Source organism: Dactylosporangium maewongense (assembly GCF_039531485.1).
Lineage (GTDB): Bacteria > Actinomycetota > Actinomycetes > Mycobacteriales > Micromonosporaceae > Dactylosporangium > Dactylosporangium maewongense.
Map to the genome: position 1 here is coordinate 351,578 of NZ_BAAAQD010000007.1, position 19,510 is coordinate 371,087.

The following is a 19,510-nucleotide window of genomic DNA, read 5'->3' on the forward strand; positions in this document are numbered from 1 at the left end:
CGCTGCTGTTGTCGCTTGGTTGGAGGGTCTGCTGTGACCGCCGTTTCCGTGGTCGACGTCTCGGGCTACTCCGTCCTGATCGGGCGGGGGCTCTTCGACCGGGTGCCTTCGCTGGTCAGCGGCGCGGCGCAGGTCGCCGTGCTGTTCGCCGGGCCCGTCCGCGGGCACGCCGAGCAGGTCATGGCGGCGCTGCGGGCCGCCGGCCACGGGGTGCTGCCCCTCGAGGTCCCCGACGCCGAGGCGGGCAAGGACATCGCCGTCGCCGCCGGCTGCTGGGACGCGCTTGGGGAGGCCGCGTTCACCCGCAGCGACGCCGTCGTGGGCGTGGGCGGCGGGGCCGTCACCGACGTCGCCGGGTTCGTCGCCGCGAGCTGGCTGCGGGGGGTCCGGCTCGTCCAGGTCCCGACCAGCCTGCTCGGCATGGTCGACGCCGCGGTGGGCGGGAAGACCGGCATCAACACCGCCGCCGGCAAGAACCTCGTCGGCGCCTTCTACCCGCCGGTCGGCGTCGTGTGCGACCTGTCGACCCTGGACACGCTGCCCGCCGACGACCTGCGCGCCGGCATGGCCGAGGTGGTCAAGTGCGGGTTCATCGCCGACCCCACCATCCTCGACCTCGTCGAGGCCGACCCGGCGCTCGCCCTCGACCCGCACGGCGCGGTGCTGCCCTCGCTGGTCGAGAAGGCCGTCGCGGTCAAGGCCCGGGTGGTCTCCGCCGACCTGCGCGAGTCCGGCCTGCGCGAGATCCTCAACTACGGTCACACGCTGGGCCACGCGATCGAGCGCCGCGAGCAGTACCGCTGGAAGCACGGCCACGCGGTCTCCGTCGGCCTCGTCTACGCGGCCGAGCTGGGCCGGCTCACCGGCCGCCTCCCCGCCGACGTCGCCGCCCGCCACGCCGCGGTGCTGAAGCTGCTGGACCTCCCCGTCACGTACGACGCCGCCGCCTGGACCGACCTCCACGCCGCGATGCGCGTCGACAAGAAGGCCCGCGGCGCGACGCTGCGCTTCGTGGTGCTGGACGGCCTCGCCACCCCGGGCACCCTCGCCGGCCCACCCGACGACCTGCTCTTCGCCGCCTACGCCGCCGTGGCCGCCTGACCCCAACCACACTTTCTGGCAAGCCCGCCGGACCGGCTGGTGCCAGGCGCTTTTCCGTGATCCGGAAGACTTTGTGCTGCTATGACGACATGAAGTCTTCCGGATCATGGGTCTGGTGAGGGCTGAGGTCGCGGTGCTGTTCCGCGCCGCTGTCCCCGTGTGGTCTGGCGTCGTCGAGGGCGTCGTTTGCTGCTCCACGCCGCCGCTGGTCGAAGAACCAGGGCTGTCGATCGCTGGACCGGCTGGTACCAGGGCGCTTTTCCGTGATCCGGAAGAGTTTGTGCTGCTATGACGACATGAAGTCTTCCGGATCATGGGGCAGCTGGTGCCTGGCGGTCAGGGGGTGGCGGGGGCTGGGGTGGCAGGAGCTGGGGTGGGGAGCAGAGTGGGCAGGGGTGGGCGGAGGCGCAGGTACAGGATGCCGCCGACGGTGCCGAACATGGCGGCCACGACGGCCTGCGGGTAGGTGGGGGCGCCGAAGGGGAGCAGGAACATCGCGATGCCGACCGAGAGGCGGATCGCGGCGGGGGGCGGGTGGTGCAGGCCGGCCGCGAGCGGGACGATCGGCCACAGCAGGTACCAGGGGTGCACGACCGGGCCGCACAGGACGATCGCGGCGAGGGCCAGGCCGAGGCCCGCGACGGGGTTCGGGGCGCGCAGCAGGGCCCAGCCGGCGAGCGCACAGCCCGCGGCCGCCGCGACGAGGCGGATGACGGCCATCGCGGAGGGGTGGCCGGCGGAGGCGAGGAGCATGCCGACGTCGGTGCTGAGGGAGAGGCCGTTGCGGACGGTGGTGGGGGTGTGCAGGGCGGCGATCCAGCCCAGGCCCAGGCCGGACGCGGCCTGGAGCACGATGAAGGCGAGACCCGCCCCGGCCGCCGTGCGGATGAGGGCGCCCCGGCGGCCGCGGGTCAGGGCGACGACCGTGATGAGGGCGAGGATCGCGGGCGCCTTGACCAGGGCTGCCGCGACGATGAGGGCGGCGCCGAGCAGGGGGCGGTCGCGGACGGCGGCGAGCAGGCCGGCGGCGACGAGGCCGACCATGAGGGCGTCGTTGTGGACGCCGGCGACGAGGTGGAGCAGGAGCAGCGGGTTGAGCGCGCCGAACCACAGGGCGCGCTGTGGTGGGACGCCGAAGCGGGCGGCGAGGCCCGGCAGGCAGGCGACGGCCAGGGCGACCCCGGCCAGGGCGACGAGCCGCATCGCCCAGACGCCCGCGACGGTGTGCTCGCCGGTGACGGCGACGATCATCGACGCGCAGCGCAGGAAGACGGGGCCGTAGGGGGCGGGCGTGTCCTGCCAGATGGGCGGGACGTCCAGGGCGAGGGGGCCGCCGAGCATGGAGGGGCCCCAGCGGTACGCGTCGAGCCCCTGCCGCACCATCGCGCCCTGGGCGAGGTAGCTGTACACGTCGCGGCTGAACATGGGGGCCGTGACGGCGAGCGGGGCCGCCCACCACAGCAGGGTCTTGATCAGGTCGGCGGGGCGCTGGCCGTCGAGCGTGGACCGCATGCGCAGCCACGCGCCGCACAGCAGCACCAGCCCGAAGTAGGTGACGGCGACGCCCGCGAGGGGGAAGGCGCGCAGCTCGCGGATCAGCGGCCAGTCCTCGAACGGGTCGCGGCGAGGAAGTGCGCCGGCGGCGGCGCCACCCAGCGCGATCGCGACGGAACCCGCGAAACCCAGGGTACGGTTGACGATGTCCGGTCTGCCCACTACGGCACACTGGCTGAGTTTCATGTCCTGGTGGCCAATGCGACATGAACTCCGGCCACCTCGACCGGTACACTGCTTCGGGCCTTTCCGCCGGCACGATGCCGCACGGACCAACTGACGAAAGTGACGTCTATCCACATGGCAACCACGAACGACCTGAAGAACGGCCTGGTGCTCAACCTCGACGGCGATCTGTGGGCCGTTGTTGAGTTCCAGCATGTGAAGCCGGGCAAGGGCGGCGCGTTCGTGCGGACCACCCTGAAGAACGTGCTCTCCGGCAAGGTGGTCGACCGCACGTTCAACGCCGGGACGAAGGTCGAGACCGCCACCGTCGACAAGCGGACGATGCAGTACCTGTACATCGACGGCGAAGACTACGTGTTCATGGATCTGCAGTCGTACGAGCAGATCTCCGTCCCCGCCGGCACGGTCGGCGAGGGGACCAAGTTCCTGCTCCCCGAGGCCGAGGTGACGGTGGCGACCCACGAGGGTGTGCCGCTGTACGTCGAGCTGCCGACCTCGGTGATCCTCGAGGTCACCTACACCGAGCCGGGCCTGCAGGGCGACCGCTCCACGGGTGGCACCAAGCCGGCGACGGTCGAGACGGGCGCCACGGTCAACGTGCCGCTGTTCATCAACATCGGCGAGAAGATCAAGGTCGACACCCGCGACAGCCGTTACCTCGGCCGGTCCTGACCGTGTCCTTCAGTGGGGGCTCCTTTCTCGGGGGCGACGTCACCGCGCAGATGACCGCGCGGCGGAAGGCCCGCAAGCGTGCCCTCGACGTGCTCTACCAGGCCGACCTGCGCGGTGAGCCGCGCGGGTCGGTCCTGACGTCCTACGTGGCGAATCTCGAGGAGCCGAAGCCGGGCTACCTGCCGTACACCGTCCAGCTGGTGGAGGGTGTGGAGAGCCACGCCGTCCGGATCGACGAGCTGCTGTCCAGCTACGCCGAGGGGTGGACCCTGGAGCGGATGCCGGTGGTCGACCGGAATCTGGCCCGCATCGCGGTGTACGAGCTGCTCTACAACGACGAGATCGACAACCCCGTGGCGATCACGGAGGCGGTCGAGCTCGCGGAGACGCTGTCGACCGACGACTCGCCCCGCTTCCTCAACGGCATCCTGGGCCGGATCGCCGACTACGCCACGTAAGACGCCGCTGGCAAGCCAGTTGACCGGGTGTGATCCGCCGTCGGACGACGGGGGATCCGCCCGGTTTTGTGCGTTTTCCAAGGGACCAGCGACGCGGCGAGATCATCATCACGCCCTCCGCGGAGGGTGATGTCCGCCCCACCGCGGGCGGGTATCAACGCAAGGAGGGGGCCGCCGGAGCGACCCCCTCCTTGCTACGGAAGGTCAGGACTGAAACAGGCTGCGCGGGTCGGTGACCAGCACACCGTGCTCGTTGAGCCGCTCGACCAGCCCCGACGGCGAGGCGTCGTAAACGATCGCCAGGGCGCGCAGGTCGTCGGCCCGGATGGACAGCACGCGACCGTTGTAGTCGCCGCGCTGCTGCTGGATGGCGCGCGCGTAGCGGGCCACGTAGGCAAGGTCCTCGGCGCCGGCGTCGTACAGCCGCTCCAGGTCCAGGACGATCTTGTTGGTGGGCTCGTGCCTGACACCGCTGCCCTCGGGCAGCAGCTCGGCGACGGGGACGCGGTAGAACTCGGCGAGCTCGGCGAGGCGGGACACGGTGACGGCCCGGTCGCCCCGCTCATACGAACCGACGACGACGGCCTTCCAGCGCCCTGCCGACTTCTCCTCGACACCCTGCAGAGACAGCCCCTGCTGCTGTCGGATCGAGCGCAGGCGAGCACCAAGAGACTTGGCGTACTCAGACGGCATACGGACACTCCCAGTCACTGGCCTGAGGGGTTTCCCCAGCGATCGCTACGGAGCGTGACCGTAACTGGCAGAAGTCGCGGGGTCAAGTGGTCGAGACCCATCCGTTGCCCAGGTCAGGGCGGTTGTTAGGGTGGTTGCCGTTCGACGTCCTTTAACGACCCGTCCGGTGAGGCGGGGAAGGAGGTCTGGTTTGTCGACCCCGACAACAGGCGCTGAGCTGGGCAAAACCATCCTAACGGCGGCAGATGTCGCCCGTGTGGTGGACCGGATTGCCCATCAGATTCTGGAAAAGACGTCCGGAGCCACCGAAACGGTGCTGCTCGGCATACCTACCCGAGGCGTACCGCTCGCTCGCAGACTCGCCGCCAGGATCGCCACTTTCGAGGGTGCTGAGATCCCGGTGGGTGTGTTGGACATCACGCTCTATCGGGACGATCTTCGCCTCCAGGCGACCCGTGCGCTGGGTCACACGGAGATCCCGCCCGGTGGCCTCGACGGGCGCCGCGTGATCCTCGTCGACGACGTCCTCTTCTCCGGCCGCACGGTCCGCGCGGCCCTCGACGCGCTCAAGGATCTCGGCCGGCCGCGGATGGTCCAGCTGGCGGTCCTCGTCGACCGGGGCCATCGCGAGCTGCCGATCCGCGCCGACTACGTCGGCAAGAACATCCCGACCTCGATCGACGAGAGCGTCCGGGTGTCCGTCGCCGAGCAGGACGGCGACGACGCCGTGGTGATCGTGAGCAAGGAGAGGCAGGCATGAAGCATCTGCTCAGCGCCGCCGACCTGGACGCCGCCGCCGCCACGCTGGTGCTCGACACCGCGGCGGAGATGGCGAGCATCGCGGGGCGCGAGGTGAAGAAGCTGCCCGCGCTGCGGGGGCGCACCGTGGTGAACCTGTTCTACGAGGACTCGACCAGGACGCGGATCTCGTTCGAGGCGGCGGCGAAGCGGCTGTCGGCCGACGTCATCAACTTCTCGGCGAAGGGCTCCAGCGTCTCGAAGGGCGAAAGTCTCAAGGACACCGCCCTGACGCTGCAGGCGATGGGCGCCGACGCGGTCGTGATCCGCCACCCGGCCAGCGGCGCGCCGCACCGGCTCGCCAACTGGGTCGAGGGCAGCGTCGTGAACGCCGGCGACGGCACGCACGAGCACCCGACGCAGGCCCTGCTCGACGCATACACCATGCGCAACCGCCTCGGCAGGCTCGCCGGGCTCAACGTGGCCATCGTCGGCGACGTGCTGCACTCCAGGGTGGCCAGGTCGAACGTGCAGCTGCTGCACACCCTCGGCGCGAAGGTGACGCTCGTCGCACCGCCCACGCTGCTGCCGGTCGGCGTCGGGGCGTGGCCGGCCAGCACGTCCTACGACCTCGACGCGGTGGTCCCGGACTCCGACGTCGTCATGATGCTGCGGGTCCAGCGGGAAAGAATGAACCAGGCGTACTTCCCCTCGGAGCGGGAGTACGCGCGGCGCTACGGCTTCGACGTGCCGCGCATGAGCCGGCTGCCCGAGCACGCGATCGTCATGCACCCCGGGCCGATGAACCGGGGCATGGAGATCGCGCCCGAGGTCGCGGACTCGCCGCGCTCCACCATCGTCGAACAGGTCGCCAACGGGGTGTCCGTGCGGATGGCCGTCCTCTACCTGCTGCTCGGAGGCAAAGCGTGATCATCTCGGACACCCAGCTGGGCGAGATCACCATCGAAGACGGGGTCATTGTCCGTATAAATCCGGACAAAAAGGGTGGCAAGATCGCGCTTCCCGGGCTCGTGGACCTGCACACCCATCTGCGGGAGCCCGGGCGGGAGGACGCCGAGACGGTCGAGTCCGGGTCCAGGGCCGCCGCGCTCGGCGGGTACACGGCCGTGTGCGCGATGGCCAACACGTCACCGGTCGCCGACACGGCCGGCGTCGTCGAGCAGGTGTGGCGCCTGGGCCGCGAGGCGGGCCTGGTCGACGTGCAGCCGATCGGCGCCGTCACCGTCGGGCTGGGCGGCGAGCAGCTCGCCGAGCTCGGCGCGATGGCCGACTCCGCGGCGAAGGTCCGCGTGTTCTCCGACGACGGCCACTGCGTGCACGACCCGCGCCTGATGCGCCGGGCCCTCGAATACGTCAAGGCGTTCGACGGGGTCGTCGCCCAGCACGCCGAGGAGCCGCGGCTGACCACCGGCGCGCAGATGAACGAGGGCGAGGTCGCCGCCCGCCTGGGCATGACCGGCTGGCCGGCCGTCGCCGAGGAGGCGATCATCGCCCGGGACGTGCTCCTCGCCGGGCACGTCGGCGCCCGCCTGCACATCTGCCACGTGTCGACCGCCGGCAGCGTCGAGCTGATCCGCTGGGCGAAGTCCAAGGGCTGGCGGGTGACCGCCGAGGTGACGCCGCACCACCTGCTGCTCACTGAGGACCTCGCCGTCGACTACGACCCGGTGTACAAGGTGAACCCCCCGCTGCGGACCCAGGCCGACGTGCTCGCGCTGCGCAAGGGCCTGCAGGACGGCACGATCGACTGCGTCGCGACCGACCACGCCCCGCACAGCGTCGAGGACAAGGAGTGCGAGTGGGCGTACGCCAGGCCGGGGATGCTCGGCCTGGAGACCGCCCTGGCGATCGTCGTACAGACGATGGGGCCGCAGTGGGACAGGATCACGGACTGGATGTCCGTCGCGCCGGCGAAGATCGCCGGTCTCGCCGGGCACGGCCACGCCCTGCAGGTCGGTCAGGTCGCGAACATCGCGGTCTTCGATCCGGAGGTCCGGTGGACGGTCGACCCGACCGCCCTGGCCAGCCGGTCACGCAACACCCCATACGCCGGGATGGAGCTGCGCGGTCGCGTCGAGGCGACCTACCTGCGCGGCGAGCCGACGGTGTTGAACGGAAAGGCGACTCGGTGAAGCGCAGAGCAGCATTGTTGGTACTGGAGGACGGCCGCACCTTCCGCGGCGAGGCCTTCGGCAGCATCGGGGAGACCTTCGGCGAGGCGGTGTTCAACACCGGCATGACCGGCTACCAGGAGACGCTGACCGACCCGTCCTACCACCGGCAGGTCGTCGTGCAGACCGCGCCGCAGATCGGCAACACCGGGATCAACGACGAGGACGACGAGTCGGGCCGCGTCTGGGTCGCCGGTTACGTGGTGCGCGACCCCGCCCGGTCCTACTCCAACTGGCGCGCCTCCGGCAGCCTCCAGGACCGGCTGGCGGTCGAGGGGATCGTCGGGATCAGCGGCGTCGACACCCGCGCCCTCACCCGCCACCTGCGCGAGCGCGGCGCGATGCGCGTCGGCGTCTCCAGCGTCGACGACGACCGCGACGGCGTCCTCGAGCGCGTCCGCCAGCAGCCCGAGATGCTCGGCGCGGACCTGTCCGCCGAGGTGAGCACGCCCGAGCGGTACACCGTGGAGGCCGAGGGCGAGCACCGCTTCACGGTGGCCGCGATCGACCTGGGCATCAAGCGCAACGTCCCGCGCCGGCTGGCCGCCCGCGGCGTGACCACCCACGTGCTGCCCGCCAGCACCACCCTGGAGGACATCCGCGCGCTGAACGCCGACGCGGTGTTCTTCTCGCCCGGCCCGGGCGACCCGGCCACCGCCGACGCCCCGGTCAGCCTGGCCAGGGAGGTCATGTCCGCGAGGATCCCGCTCTTCGGGATCTGCTTCGGCAGCCAGATCCTGGGCCGCGCGCTCGGGTTCGGCACGTACAAGCTGGGCTACGGCCACCGCGGGATCAACCAGCCCGTCCTGGACCGGACCACCGGCAAGGTCGAGGTGACCAGCCACAACCACGGCTTCGCCGTCGACGCGCCCCGCGAAGGGCGCACCAGCACCGAGTTCGGCGAGGTCGAGGTCAGCCACGTCTGCCTCAACGACGGGGTCGTCGAGGGCCTGCGCTGCCTCGACGTGCCGGCCTTCACCGTCCAGTACCACCCGGAGGCGGCAGCGGGGCCGCACGACGCGGACTACCTGTTCGACAGATTCGCGGAGTTGATGAAAACCAATGCCTAAGCGGACCGATCTCCGGCACGTCCTCGTCATCGGCTCCGGCCCGATCGTCATCGGCCAGGCGTGCGAGTTCGACTACTCCGGCACCCAGGCGTGCCGCGTCCTGCGCGCCGAGGGGCTGCGGGTCAGCCTCGTCAACTCCAACCCGGCCACCATCATGACCGACCCGGAGTTCGCCGACGCCACGTACGTCGAGCCGATCACCCCCGAGTTCGTCGAGCAGGTCATCGCCAAGGAGCGCCCCGACGCGCTGCTCGCCACGCTCGGCGGGCAGACCGCGCTCAACACCGCCGTCGCGCTGCACGAGGCGGGCGTGCTCGACAAGTACGGCGTCGAGCTCATCGGCGCCAACATCGACGCCATCCGGCGCGGCGAGGACCGGCAGCTGTTCAAGGACATCGTCGCCAAGGCCGGCGGCGAGACCCCGCGCAGCCGGGTGTGCCACTCGATGGACGAGGTCCGCGCGACCGTCGCCGAGCTCGGCCTGCCGGTCGTCATCCGGCCGTCGTTCACCATGGGCGGCCTCGGCTCCGGCATGGCGCACACCGACGCCGACCTCGAGCGGCTCGCCGGCGGCGGGCTCGTCGCCTCCCCGGTGCACGAGGTCCTCATCGAGGAGAGCGTGCTCGGCTGGAAGGAGTACGAGCTGGAGCTGATGCGCGACAAGCACGACAACGTGGTCGTCGTCTGCTCCATCGAGAACGTCGACGCGATGGGCGTGCACACCGGCGACTCCGTGACCGTCGCGCCGGCCATGACGCTCACCGACGTCGAGTACCAGCGGCTGCGCGACCTCGGCATCGCCGTGCTGCGCGAGGTCGGCGTCGACACCGGCGGCTGCAACATCCAGTTCGCGGTGCACCCGCAGACCGGCCGGCTGGTCGTCATCGAGATGAACCCGCGCGTCTCCCGCTCCAGCGCCCTGGCCAGCAAGGCGACCGGCTTCCCGATCGCGAAGATCGCCGCGAAGCTCGCCATCGGCTACACCCTGGACGAGATCCCCAACGACATCACCCTCAAGACGCCTGCGGCGTTCGAGCCCTCGCTCGACTACGTCGTGGTGAAGATCCCGCGGTTCGCGTTCGAGAAGTTCCCCGGCGCGGACGCGGAGCTGACCACGACCATGAAGTCGGTCGGCGAGGCCATGTCGATGGGCCGCACCTTCCAGGAGGCCCTGGGCAAGGCGATGCGGTCGATGGAGACCAAGGCCGCCGGCTTCTGGACCTACCCCGACAAGGCGGGCGTCGACCCGATCGAAGCGCTGAAGGTGCCGCACGACGGCCGCCTGTACACCGCCGAACGCGCGCTGCGGGAGGGGCACAGCGTCGCGGCCGTGTCCGAGGCGAGCGGCTTCGACCCGTGGTTCGTCGACCAGATCGCCGCGCTCGTCGACCTGCGCGCCGAGATCCTCAGCGCCGCCGTGCTCGACGAGCCGCTGCTGCGCACGGCGAAGCGGGCCGGCCTGTCCGACCGGCAGATCGCCGCGCTGCGGCCCGAGTTCGCCGGCGAGGACGGCGTGCGCAGCCTCCGCCAGCGGCTCGGCCTGCGGCCCGTCTACAAGACCGTCGACACCTGCGCCGCCGAGTTCGCGGCCGGCACCCCGTACCACTACAGCACCTACGAGGAGGAGACCGAGGTCGCCCCGTCGGACCGGCCCAAGGTCATCATCCTGGGCTCCGGGCCGAACCGGATCGGGCAGGGCATCGAGTTCGACTACTCGTGCGTGCACGCGGTCATGGCGCTGCGCGCCAAGGGCTTCGAGACCGTCATGGTCAACTGCAACCCGGAGACGGTGTCCACCGACTACGACACCGCGGACCGGCTGTACTTCGAGCCGCTCACGTTCGAGGACGTGCTGGAGGTCGTGCACGCCGAGGACGAGTCCGGCAAGGCCGCCGGCGGCCCCGGCGTCGTCGGCGTCGTCGTGCAGCTCGGCGGGCAGACCCCGCTCGGCCTCGCCCAGCAGCTCGCCGACGCGGGCGTGCCGATCGTCGGCACCTCGCCCGAGGCGATCGACCTGGCCGAGGACCGCGGCGCGTTCGGCAAGCTCCTCACCGGGGCCGGCCTGACCGCGCCGGCGCACGGCACCGCGACCAGCTTCGGCGAGGCCAAGCTCATCGCCGACGAGATCGGCTACCCGGTGCTGGTGCGGCCCTCGTACGTGCTGGGCGGCCGCGGCATGGAGATCGTCTACGACGAGCAGACCCTGCGTGGCTACATCGCCCGCGCCACCGAGATCTCCCCGGCGCACCCGGTGCTGGTCGACCGGTTCCTCGACGACGCCATCGAGATCGACGTCGACGCGCTGTGCGACAAGGACGGCGAGGTCTACGTCGGCGGGGTCATGGAGCACATCGAGGAGGCCGGCATCCACTCCGGCGACTCCTCCTGCGTCCTGCCGCCGATCACCCTCGCCGGGGTGCACCTGGACGAGGTGCGGCGCTACACGGTCGCCCTCGCCCGTGGCATCGGCGTCCAGGGGCTGCTCAACGTCCAGTACGCGCTGAAGGACGACGTCCTGTACGTCCTGGAGGCCAACCCGCGCGCGTCGCGCACCGTGCCGTTCGTGTCGAAGGCGACGGCGGTGCCGCTGGCGAAGGCCGCGGCCCGCATCGCGCTCGGCGCCACGATCGCCGAGCTGCGCGCCGAGGGCCTGCTGCCCGCGACCGGTGACGGCGGGACCCCGCCGGATCACGCGCCGATCGCGGTCAAGGAGGCGGTGCTGCCGTTCAAGCGCTTCCGCACGATCGAGGGCAAGGGCGTGGACAACCTGCTCGGCCCGGAGATGAAGTCGACCGGCGAGGTCATGGGCATCGACACGTCCTTCGGCCACGCCTTCGCGAAGTCGCAGGCCGCCGCGTACGGGTCGCTGCCCACCACTGGCACGGTGCTGGTCACGGTCGCCAACCGGGACAAGCGCGGCATCGTGTTCCCGGTCAAGCGCCTCGCCGACCTCGGCTTCTCGATCGTCGCCACCGCCGGCACCGGGCAGGTGCTGCGCCGGTACGGGGTCGCCTGCGAGATCGTGCCGAAGCACTTCGAGGAGGGCGGCGGCCGCAACGCCGTGTCGATGATCGCCGGCGGCGAGGTCGCCCTGGTGATCAACACCCCGCAGGGCTCCAGCGGCCGGCAGGACGGCTACGAGATCCGCAGCGCGGCGGTCGTCGCCGACATCCCGTGCATCACCACGCTGCCGGGCGCGGCGGCCGCGGTCATGGGCGTCGAGGCGCTGCTGCGCGGCGAGATGACGGTCCGGCCGCTGCAGGAGCTGCACGCCGCCCTGCGCGGGCAGCAGTGACCTCCTCACCTGGGGGGTACGAGCGGATGGTCCGCCCGGTTCTGTTCCGTCTCGGCGGCGGTGACGCCGAGACGGTGCACGAGCGGACCCTGCACTGGCTGTCGCGGGTGCCGTCGACGAAGCGGGCCTTCAGCCCGCCCGGTGCGCGCCGGACCGTGTTCGGGATCGACTTCCCGAACGCGGTCGGGCTCGCCGCCGGCATGGACAAGGACGGCCGGGCGCTGCGGGCCTGGCCGCGCCTCGGCTTCGGCTTCGTCGAGGTCGGCACCGTCACCTGGCACCCGCAGCCCGGCAACGACCGCCCCCGCCTGTTCCGGTTCCCTCCGCAGGAGGCGATCGTCAACCGGATGGGCTTCAACAACGGCGGCGCGCGGGCCCTCTCGGCCCGGCTGAAGGCCCTCGGGCCCCTGCCCGTGCCGCTGGGGATCAGCCTCGGCAAGTCGAAGGTGACGCCCCTGACCGGCGCCGTCGAGGACTACGTCAGCAGTTTCCGGCAGCTGTACGACCAGGGCGCGTACTTCGCGGTGAACGTCAGCTCACCGAACACCCCCGGGCTGCGGGAGCTGCAGGACAAGGCGCACCTGACGGCGCTGCTCGGCGCGCTGCACGCGGAGAACCGGGCGGGCAGGCCCGTGCTGGTGAAGGTCGCCCCCGACCTGACCGACGCGGCGCTCGGCGAGCTGCTCGACGTGTGCCTGGCCCAGGGCGTCGCCGGGCTGATCGCCACCAACACGACCGTCGCCCGGCCGGGCGTGACGACGACCGAGACCGGCGGGCTGAGCGGCCGCCCGCTCGCACCGCGGGCCCTGGAGGTCGTGCGCTTCGTCGCCAAGGAGAGCGGGCTGCCGGTCATCGGTGTGGGCGGGATCACCTCCGCCGACGACGTGACCCGCATGCTCGAGGCCGGGGCGTCGCTCGTGCAGCTCTACACCGGATTCATCTACCACGGCCCGCGCCTCGTGAAGCAGGCCGTCCACGCCACCAGGGAGCACGCGTGAGCGAACGGTTCGGAGCCCGGCTGAGGGCCGCCATGGACGCGCTGGGGCCGCTGTGCGTCGGGATCGACCCCCACCCCTCCCTCCTGACCGCCTGGGGCCTCTCCGACGATGTCAAGGGCCTGGAAGCGTTCAGTCGGACGGTGGGGGAGGCCCTGGCTGACCGGGTCGCGGTGATCAAGCCCCAGTCCGCCTTTTATGAGCGTTTCGGCTCCAGGGGCATAGCGGTGCTGGAGTCGACTATCCGACAGTTTGACTCGACCCGGACTCTTGTAGTTCTCGACGTCAAGCGGGGTGACATCGGCTCGACGGCCGCCGCGTACGCGGACGCGTACCTCGACCCGGCGTCCCCGCTGCGGGCCGACGCGATCACCGTCAGCCCGTTCCTCGGGGTCGGTTCGCTGCGCCCGATCTTCGACAAGGCGGCCGCGAACGGCCTCGGCGCGTTCGTCCTCGCGCTGACGTCGAATCCCGAGGGCGCGTCGGTCCAGCGCGCCGTCGGGGCCGGCGGAAGGACCGTCGCGCAGACCGTCGTCGACGAGATTGCGCAGCTCAACGCGGGTGTGACGCCTCTCGGCGACGTCGGCGTCGTGATCGGCGCGACGCTCGGTGAGCACGGCCACGACCTGACGAACCTCAATGGACCGATCCTGGCTCCGGGCCTCGGTGCACAGGGCGGCAAGGCCGACGGACTGCGGGCCGCGTTCGGTGATCAAGCCCCTGACGTGCTGCCGTCGTACTCCCGGGAGATCCTCGGCGCGGGCCCGGACGTGGCCACGCTGCGTGCTGCCGCGGAGCGGGCGCGTGACGAATGCGCGGCCGCTCTGGCGGTCACCGCCTGATCATCAAGCCGCCACCGGCCGTCGATCATGCGATACCCACGTTGCCGAAATGGCTCGTGACCGCTAGTTTTCCCGGCGCTAGACCATCAACATTCTTTTCAAGGGACCTGAGGAGACCTGGTGCCGCTCCCGTCACTGAGCCCGGAACAGCGCGCGGCCGCTTTGGAAAAAGCGGCTGAGATTCGTAAGGCTCGCGCTGAGCTGAAGGAGCAACTGAAGCAGGGGAAGACCACCCTCGCTGCCGTGCTCGATCGTGCGGAGTCCGACGACGTCGTCGGCAAGCTTCGGGTTTCGGCCGTGCTGCAGGCAATGCCCGGCATCGGCAAGATCCGCGCGACGCAGATCATGGAGAAGCTGAAGATCGCCGACAGCCGCCGCCTCCGCGGCCTGGGCGACCAGCAGCGCAAGGCACTGCTCGGGGAGTTCGCCGGCGGCAAGTGACTGCCGCGTGGCCGGTCCCCCCGGACCAGTGTTGAGACCTCGGCGCGCCCGGACCCCTTGGGTCCGGGCGCGTTGTGTTTGCGCAGGCCTGGTGTGTTGCGTTCGCGCGACCCTGGTAAGGTTTACGGGTTCGCGAGCTGTCAATTGGAAAGTCGTGAGGTTGTTTCGTGGCCGGAACCGTGGCAGACCCCCAGGGCATCACCAACCCGCCGATCGACGAGCTGCTGGAGAAGACCACCTCGAAGTACGCCCTGGTGATCTTCGCGGCGAAGCGGGCCCGTCAGGTCAACGCCTACTACAGCCAGCTGGGTGAGGGTCTTCTCGAATACGTGGGTCCCCTGGTGGAGACCACGCCGCAGGAGAAGCCGCTCTCCATCGCGCTGCGCGAGATCAACAGCGGCCTGCTGACCGCCGAGCGCATCGAAGAGGTCTAGTCCGACATGCACGCCGAGGACGACGGAGCCGGTGACCGGCCGAGGGTCGTTCTCGGCGTCGCCGGTGGGATCGCCGCCTACAAGGCCTGCGAGCTGCTGCGGCTGCTGACCGAGTCGGGGCACGACGTCCGGGTCGTGCCGACGGCGGCGGCGCTCACGTTCGTCGGCGAGGCCACCTGGGCCGCCCTGTCCGGCCGGCCGGTCAGCACCGACGTGTGGACCGGCGCCCACGAGGTCCCGCACGTCCGGCTCGGCCGCGAGGCCGACCTCGTCGTCGTCGCACCCGCCACCGCCGACCTTCTCGCGAAGGCCGCGCACGGGCTCGCCGACGACCTGCTCACCAACACGCTGCTCACCGCCCGGTGCCCGGTGCTCTTCGCGCCGGCGATGCACACCGAGATGTGGGAGCACCCCGCCACCCGGGCCAATGTCGCCACGCTCCGCTCCCGCGGCGTCGTGGTCCTGGAGCCCGACGTGGGTCGGCTCACGGGAGCCGACACCGGCAAGGGCCGGCTGCCCGCCCCGGCCGCGATCTTCGCCACCGCCCAGCGGCTCCTGCGCCGCGGCGGCCTCGCCGCCGACCTGGCCGGACGGCACGTGGTCGTCACCGCCGGCGGCACCCGCGAGCCCATCGACCCGGTCCGCTTCATCGGCAACCGCTCCTCCGGCAAGCAGGGCTACGCGATCGCGCGGGCCGCCGTCGCCCGGGGCGCGCGGGTCACCCTCATCTCGGCCAACGTGGCGCTGACCGACCCGGCCGGCGCCGACCTGGTCCGGGTCGAGACGACCGAGCAGCTGCGGGTCGCCACCCTGGACGCGGCCGCGAAGGCCGACGCCGTGGTCATGGCGGCCGCGCCGGCCGACTTCCGGCCAGCGGTCTTCGCCCCCGGCAAGATCAAGAAGGTGGACGGGACCGCGCCCACCCTGGAGCTCGTGACCAACCCCGACATCGCCGCGGAGCTCGGCGCGGCGAAGCCGGAGGGGCAGGTGCTCGTCGCGTTCGCCGCCGAGACCGCCGCGATCGAGCAGGCCGTCGCGAACGGTCACGAAAAGCTGCTCCGCAAGCGCGCGGACCTGATCGTCGTGAATGAGGTCGGGGTCGGCAAGACCTTCGGCGCGGAGCACAACCAGGCGGTCATCCTCGGCGCCGACGGGACCCGTTCGGCCCTGCCCGAACTGTCCAAAGACGACCTTGCCGATAGGATTTTAGATCTCGTACTCGACCGTTTGCCCTGATCATCCCGGTCCCACGACGATGTGACGGCCCGGAGTCCACCATGCCTTTGTCGGTTCTCGAGGGCCAAGTCGTACACTGCTGCGAAGCCAACCAAACCGACGCCGTAACCCCTGAGGAGCACCATTGGCCCGCCGCCTGTTCACGTCAGAGTCGGTCACCGAAGGTCACCCCGACAAGATTGCCGATCAGATCAGTGACGGCATCCTCGACGCGCTCCTCACGCAGGACGCCCGCAGCCGGGTCGCCGTCGAGACGCTCATCACCACCGGCCAGGTCCACGTCGCCGGTGAGGTGACCACCAGCGCCTACGCCGACATCGCGAAGATCGTCCGCGAGACGATCCTCGGCATCGGCTACGACTCTTCGAAGAAGGGCTTCGACGGCGCCTCCTGCGGCGTCAGCGTGTCGATCGGCGCCCAGTCGCCCGACATCGCCCAGGGCGTCGACTCCGCGATCGAGGTCCGCGAGGGCTCCGGCAGCGACAACCTCGACCTGCAGGGCGCCGGCGACCAGGGCATGATGTTCGGCTTCGCGTGCAGCGAGACGCCCGAGCTCATGCCGCTGCCGATCGCGCTCGCGCACCGGCTCGCGCGCCGCCTCTCCGCGGTCCGCAAGGACGGCACGATCCCCTACCTGCGGCCCGACGGCAAGACGCAGGTCACGATCGAATACGACGGTCTGCGTCCGGTCCGGCTGCACACGGTCGTCGTCTCCAGCCAGCACGCGCCCGACATCTCGCTCGAGTCGCTGCTGACCCCCGACGTGCGCGAGCACGTCATCGCCCCCGAGCTCGAGGGCCTGGGCCTGGAGACCGACGGCTACCGGCTGCTGGTCAACCCGACCGGCCGCTTCGAGATCGGCGGTCCGATGGGCGACGCCGGCCTCACCGGCCGCAAGATCATCGTCGACACCTACGGCGGCTACGCCCGCCACGGTGGCGGCGCGTTCTCCGGCAAGGACCCGTCGAAGGTCGACCGCTCCGCGGCGTACGCCACCCGCTGGGTCGCGAAGAACGTCGTGGCCGCCGGCCTGGCCGAGCGCTGCGAGGTCCAGGTCGCCTACGCGATCGGCAAGGCGCACCCCGTCTCGCTGTTCGTGGAGACCTTCGGCACCGAGGTCGTGCCGGTCGAGCGGATCGAGAAGGCCATCAACGAGGTCTTCGACCTGCGCCCGGCCGCGATCATCCGCGACCTCGACCTGCTCAAGCCGGTCTACCAGCAGACCGCGGCCTACGGTCACTTCGGCCGCGAGCTGCCCGGCTTCACGTGGGAGCAGGCGAGCCGCACGGCCGAGCTGAAGTCCGCCGCCGGCGCCTGATCCACACTTCGACGTTGGCCGATCAATCTGATACCGGGATTGATCGGTCAACGTCTATTTCCGGCCTATCACAGGACGGTCTCTTCCCGTCACTGGAGCCGGTCGGGAAGGCCGCCGCGAAGGCCACCGGAAAAGCCGCCGCCGAGCGCGTCGCGGGAAAGTCGCGCACCGCGAAGCCCCGTGAGGCCGCCGCCGTGCTGCCGGTCGCCCGGATCTGCGTCGACGTGCCGCTGCCGCACCTGGACCGGCCGTTCGACTACCTGGTGCCCACCACCCTCGACGCGGTCGCCGTTCCAGGTGTACGGGTGAAGGTCCGCTTCGCCGGCCAGCTCGCCGACGGGTTCCTGCTGGAGCGGGTCGCGGAGTCGGAGCACGGGGGCCGCCTGCAGTTCCTGGACAAGGTGGTGTCGCCGGAGCCGGTGCTGCGGCCGGAGGTCGCCGCCCTGGCCCGCGAGGTCGCGGACCGCTACGCGGGGACCCTGTCCGACGTCCTCCGCCTCGCCGTCCCGCCCCGTCACGCGGCCACCGAGAAACGTTCCCCCGCAACTTCACCCTCCGTGCCGGCCGCCGACGAGGGGTCTCCGGACGAGGGGTCTCAGGGCGAGGGGTCTCAGGGCGAGGCTTCTTCGGACGTGCCGTCTTCGGCGGCCGCCCGGTCCGCCGGGATCCCGCCCATCGCGGTGCCGGCGGTCTCCGAGGCCGGGTGGCGGCGGTACCCGGCGGGGGTGGCGCTGCTGCGGGCCCTCGGCGACGGGCGTCGGCCGCACGCCGTGTGGACCGCGCTGCCCGGGGAGGACTGGCCGGCGCGGCTCGCCGAGGCCGCGGCGAGCACCCTCGCCGGCGGGCGCGGCGCGCTGATCGTCGTCGCGGACGCCCGGGACCTCGACCGGCTCGACGCGGCGATGACCGGTGCGCTCGGCGGCACGGGGGCGCACGTGGCGCTGTCCGCGGCGCTCGGGCCCGCCGAACGGTACCGGCGCTTCCTCGCCGCGGCACGCGGGCACGTGAAGGTCGTCATCGGCACCAGGGCCGCCTGCTTAGCGCCCGTCGCCGACCTGGGCCTCGTCGCCGTCTGGGACGACGGCGACGACCTGCACGCCGAGCCCAGGGCGCCGTACCCGCACGCCCGGCAGGTCCTCCTCGCCCGGGCCGAACAGGCGGGGTGCGGGATCATCGTCGGGGGGTTCGCGCGTACCGCCGAAGCCCAGCAGCTCGTCGAGGCCGGCTGGGCCATCGAGGTCGCCGCCGGCAGGGACGTCGTGCGGCGGCACATGCCGCAGGTGGTGACCGTCGGCGAGGACGACCAGATGGCCCGCGACCCGGGAGCGGTCTCGGCCCGGCTGCCCACCGCCGGCTGGCGGGCCGCCCGCGATGCCCTGCTGCGAAACACGCCGGTGCTCATCCAGGTGCCGCGGCGCGGGTACATCCCGTCGGTCGCCTGCGCCGAGTGCCACACCCCGGCCCGCTGCCCGAACTGCTCCGGACCCCTCGCGCTGCCGTCGGCGACCGCGCCGCCGTCGTGCCGGTGGTGCGGACGGGTCGCCGCCGCGTACGCCTGCCCGGAATGCCGCAGCAGACGCCTGCGCGCCTCCGTCGTCGGCGCGCGCCGGACCGCCGAGGAGCTCGCCCGGGCGTTCCCGGACACCCCGGTGCGGACCTCGGGCCGCGACGGCGTCCTCGCGACGGTCCCCGGCGAGGCGTCGATCGTCGTGTCGACCCCGGGCGCGGAGCCCGTGGCCCACGGCGGGTACGGCGCCGTCCTCCTCCTCGACACCTGGGCCCTGCTCACCCGCGCCGACCTGCGCGGCACCGAGGAGGCGCTGCGCCGCTGGCTGACCGCCGCGTCCCTGTGCCGGCACACCGGCACGGTCGTCGTGGTCGCCGACGCGTCGCTCGCGGTCGTGCAGGCGCTCGTGCGGTTCGACCCGGGCTGGCTCGCCGCCCGCGAGCTCGCCGACCGGCGCGAGCTCGGCTTCCCGCCGGTCGTGCGGATGGCGTCGCTGACGGGCGCGCCGGCCGCCGTCGCCGATCTCCTGGCGGCGGCGAAGCTGCCGCAGGGCGCGGAGGTCCTCGGCCCCGTCCCCGCCGCCGACGGCCAGGAGCGGATGCTGGTCCGCACCGGCCGGTCCGGCGGCCGTGCCCTCACCCTCGCCCTGCGCTCCGCCGCCGGCCTGCGCTCCGCCCGCAAGGCCACCGACCCCGTCCGCGTCCAGGTCGACCCCTTGGATCTGCTCTGACCTGCTCTGACCTGCTCTGCTCTGAACTTGTGATTCGCCCCGTTTCTC

General features: G+C 71.7%; 17 protein-coding genes. 15 read left to right on the forward strand and 2 right to left on the reverse strand.

Going from position 1 to position 19,510, the window contains the following annotated elements:
• Positions 1 to 15: 15 nt before the first annotated feature.
• Complete coding sequence (gene aroB / locus ABD332_RS20350; protein WP_425552248.1) at positions 16 to 1,101, forward strand: 3-dehydroquinate synthase; 1,086 nt, start codon at positions 16 to 18, stop codon at positions 1,099 to 1,101.
• 336 nt (positions 1,102 to 1,437) lie between these two features.
• Here the strand turns inward: aroB and mptB are convergent, their stop codons facing one another.
• Complete coding sequence (gene mptB / locus ABD332_RS20355; protein ID WP_344503559.1) at positions 1,438 to 2,817, reverse strand: polyprenol phosphomannose-dependent alpha 1,6 mannosyltransferase MptB; 1,380 nt, start codon at positions 2,815 to 2,817, stop codon at positions 1,438 to 1,440.
• A gap of 138 nt (positions 2,818 to 2,955) precedes the next feature.
• On the opposite strand from mptB, the gene efp reads away from it, so the two are divergent.
• Complete coding sequence (efp, locus tag ABD332_RS20360; RefSeq protein WP_344503560.1) at positions 2,956 to 3,513, forward strand: elongation factor P; 558 nt, start codon at positions 2,956 to 2,958, stop codon at positions 3,511 to 3,513.
• A 50-nt stretch (positions 3,514 to 3,563) separates the two neighbouring features.
• Entirely contained in the window at positions 3,564 to 3,971 is a 408-nt protein-coding gene (gene nusB / locus ABD332_RS20365; RefSeq protein WP_344503658.1) for a transcription antitermination factor NusB, read from the forward strand.
• A 204-nt stretch (positions 3,972 to 4,175) separates the two neighbouring features.
• Here the strand turns inward: nusB and bldD are convergent, their stop codons facing one another.
• Positions 4,176 to 4,664 (reverse strand): transcriptional regulator BldD, encoded by a 489-nt coding sequence (gene bldD / locus ABD332_RS20370; protein WP_033356835.1) that lies wholly within the window; start codon positions 4,662 to 4,664, stop codon positions 4,176 to 4,178.
• A gap of 190 nt (positions 4,665 to 4,854) precedes the next feature.
• Between bldD and pyrR the strand changes: the two genes are divergently transcribed.
• The 12 genes from pyrR to ABD332_RS20430 all read left to right on the forward strand — a co-directional run bounded on the left by pyrR (position 4,855) and on the right by ABD332_RS20430 (position 19,462).
• On the forward strand, positions 4,855 to 5,424 hold the full coding sequence (gene pyrR / locus ABD332_RS20375; protein WP_344503561.1) for a bifunctional pyr operon transcriptional regulator/uracil phosphoribosyltransferase PyrR: 570 nt from the start codon (positions 4,855 to 4,857) through the stop codon (positions 5,422 to 5,424).
• Positions 5,421 to 6,332, forward strand: a complete 912-nt coding sequence (locus ABD332_RS20380) for an aspartate carbamoyltransferase catalytic subunit (RefSeq protein ID WP_344503562.1) — start codon at positions 5,421 to 5,423, stop codon at positions 6,330 to 6,332. Before pyrR ends, ABD332_RS20380 begins: the two co-directional genes overlap by 4 nt.
• A 17-nt stretch (positions 6,333 to 6,349) precedes the next feature.
• Complete coding sequence (locus ABD332_RS20385; protein WP_425552257.1) at positions 6,350 to 7,555, forward strand: dihydroorotase; 1,206 nt, start codon at positions 6,350 to 6,352, stop codon at positions 7,553 to 7,555.
• A complete protein-coding gene (gene carA / locus ABD332_RS20390; RefSeq protein ID WP_344503563.1) occupies positions 7,552 to 8,664 on the forward strand; it encodes a glutamine-hydrolyzing carbamoyl-phosphate synthase small subunit in 1,113 nt (370 codons plus the stop codon). The genes ABD332_RS20385 and carA overlap by 4 nt, the downstream gene beginning before the upstream one ends.
• Positions 8,657 to 11,959 (forward strand): carbamoyl-phosphate synthase large subunit, encoded by a 3,303-nt coding sequence (gene carB, locus ABD332_RS20395; protein ID WP_344503565.1) that lies wholly within the window; start codon positions 8,657 to 8,659, stop codon positions 11,957 to 11,959. Before carA ends, carB begins: the two co-directional genes overlap by 8 nt.
• 26 nt (positions 11,960 to 11,985) lie before the next feature.
• The gene (locus tag ABD332_RS20400) at positions 11,986 to 12,957 is read left to right on the forward strand and encodes a quinone-dependent dihydroorotate dehydrogenase (RefSeq protein ID WP_344503566.1); all 972 of its coding nucleotides are present in this window, start codon (positions 11,986 to 11,988) and stop codon (positions 12,955 to 12,957) included.
• Positions 12,954 to 13,796 (forward strand): orotidine-5'-phosphate decarboxylase, encoded by an 843-nt coding sequence (gene pyrF / locus ABD332_RS20405; RefSeq protein WP_344503568.1) that lies wholly within the window; start codon positions 12,954 to 12,956, stop codon positions 13,794 to 13,796. Before ABD332_RS20400 ends, pyrF begins: the two co-directional genes overlap by 4 nt.
• Positions 13,797 to 13,916: 120 nt before the next feature.
• Entirely contained in the window at positions 13,917 to 14,237 is a 321-nt protein-coding gene (gene mihF, locus ABD332_RS20410; RefSeq protein ID WP_033356842.1) for an integration host factor, actinobacterial type, read from the forward strand.
• A 167-nt stretch (positions 14,238 to 14,404) separates the two neighbouring features.
• Entirely contained in the window at positions 14,405 to 14,671 is a 267-nt protein-coding gene (gene rpoZ / locus ABD332_RS20415; protein WP_033356843.1) for a DNA-directed RNA polymerase subunit omega, read from the forward strand.
• 6 nt (positions 14,672 to 14,677) lie between these two features.
• A complete protein-coding gene (gene coaBC, locus ABD332_RS20420; RefSeq protein ID WP_344503569.1) occupies positions 14,678 to 15,907 on the forward strand; it encodes a bifunctional phosphopantothenoylcysteine decarboxylase/phosphopantothenate--cysteine ligase CoaBC in 1,230 nt (409 codons plus the stop codon).
• 124 nt (positions 15,908 to 16,031) lie between these two features.
• Positions 16,032 to 17,225: a methionine adenosyltransferase gene (gene metK / locus ABD332_RS20425; protein ID WP_344503570.1), complete on the forward strand. Its 1,194-nt coding sequence runs from the start codon at positions 16,032 to 16,034 to the stop codon at positions 17,223 to 17,225.
• Between the two features lie 194 nt (positions 17,226 to 17,419).
• A complete protein-coding gene (locus ABD332_RS20430; protein WP_344503571.1) occupies positions 17,420 to 19,462 on the forward strand; it encodes a primosomal protein N' in 2,043 nt (680 codons plus the stop codon).
• The last annotated feature ends 48 nt before the right edge of the window (positions 19,463 to 19,510 follow it).

Excerpts from the sequence above, each read along its gene's own strand:
- efp (WP_344503560.1), top strand. The coding sequence starts at position 2,956 with ATGGCAACCACGAACGACCTGAAGAACGGCCTGGTGCTCAACCTCGAC.
- nusB (WP_344503658.1), top strand. The coding sequence starts at position 3,564 with ATGACCGCGCGGCGGAAGGCCCGCAAGCGTGCCCTCGACGTGCTCTAC.
- bldD (WP_033356835.1), bottom strand. The coding sequence starts at position 4,664 with ATGCCGTCTGAGTACGCCAAGTCTCTTGGTGCTCGCCTGCGCTCGATC.
- ABD332_RS20380 (WP_344503562.1), top strand. The coding sequence starts at position 5,421 with ATGAAGCATCTGCTCAGCGCCGCCGACCTGGACGCCGCCGCCGCCACG.
- carB (WP_344503565.1), top strand. The coding sequence starts at position 8,657 with ATGCCTAAGCGGACCGATCTCCGGCACGTCCTCGTCATCGGCTCCGGC.
- ABD332_RS20400 (WP_344503566.1), top strand. The coding sequence starts at position 11,986 with ATGGTCCGCCCGGTTCTGTTCCGTCTCGGCGGCGGTGACGCCGAGACG.
- coaBC (WP_344503569.1), top strand. The coding sequence starts at position 14,678 with ATGCACGCCGAGGACGACGGAGCCGGTGACCGGCCGAGGGTCGTTCTC.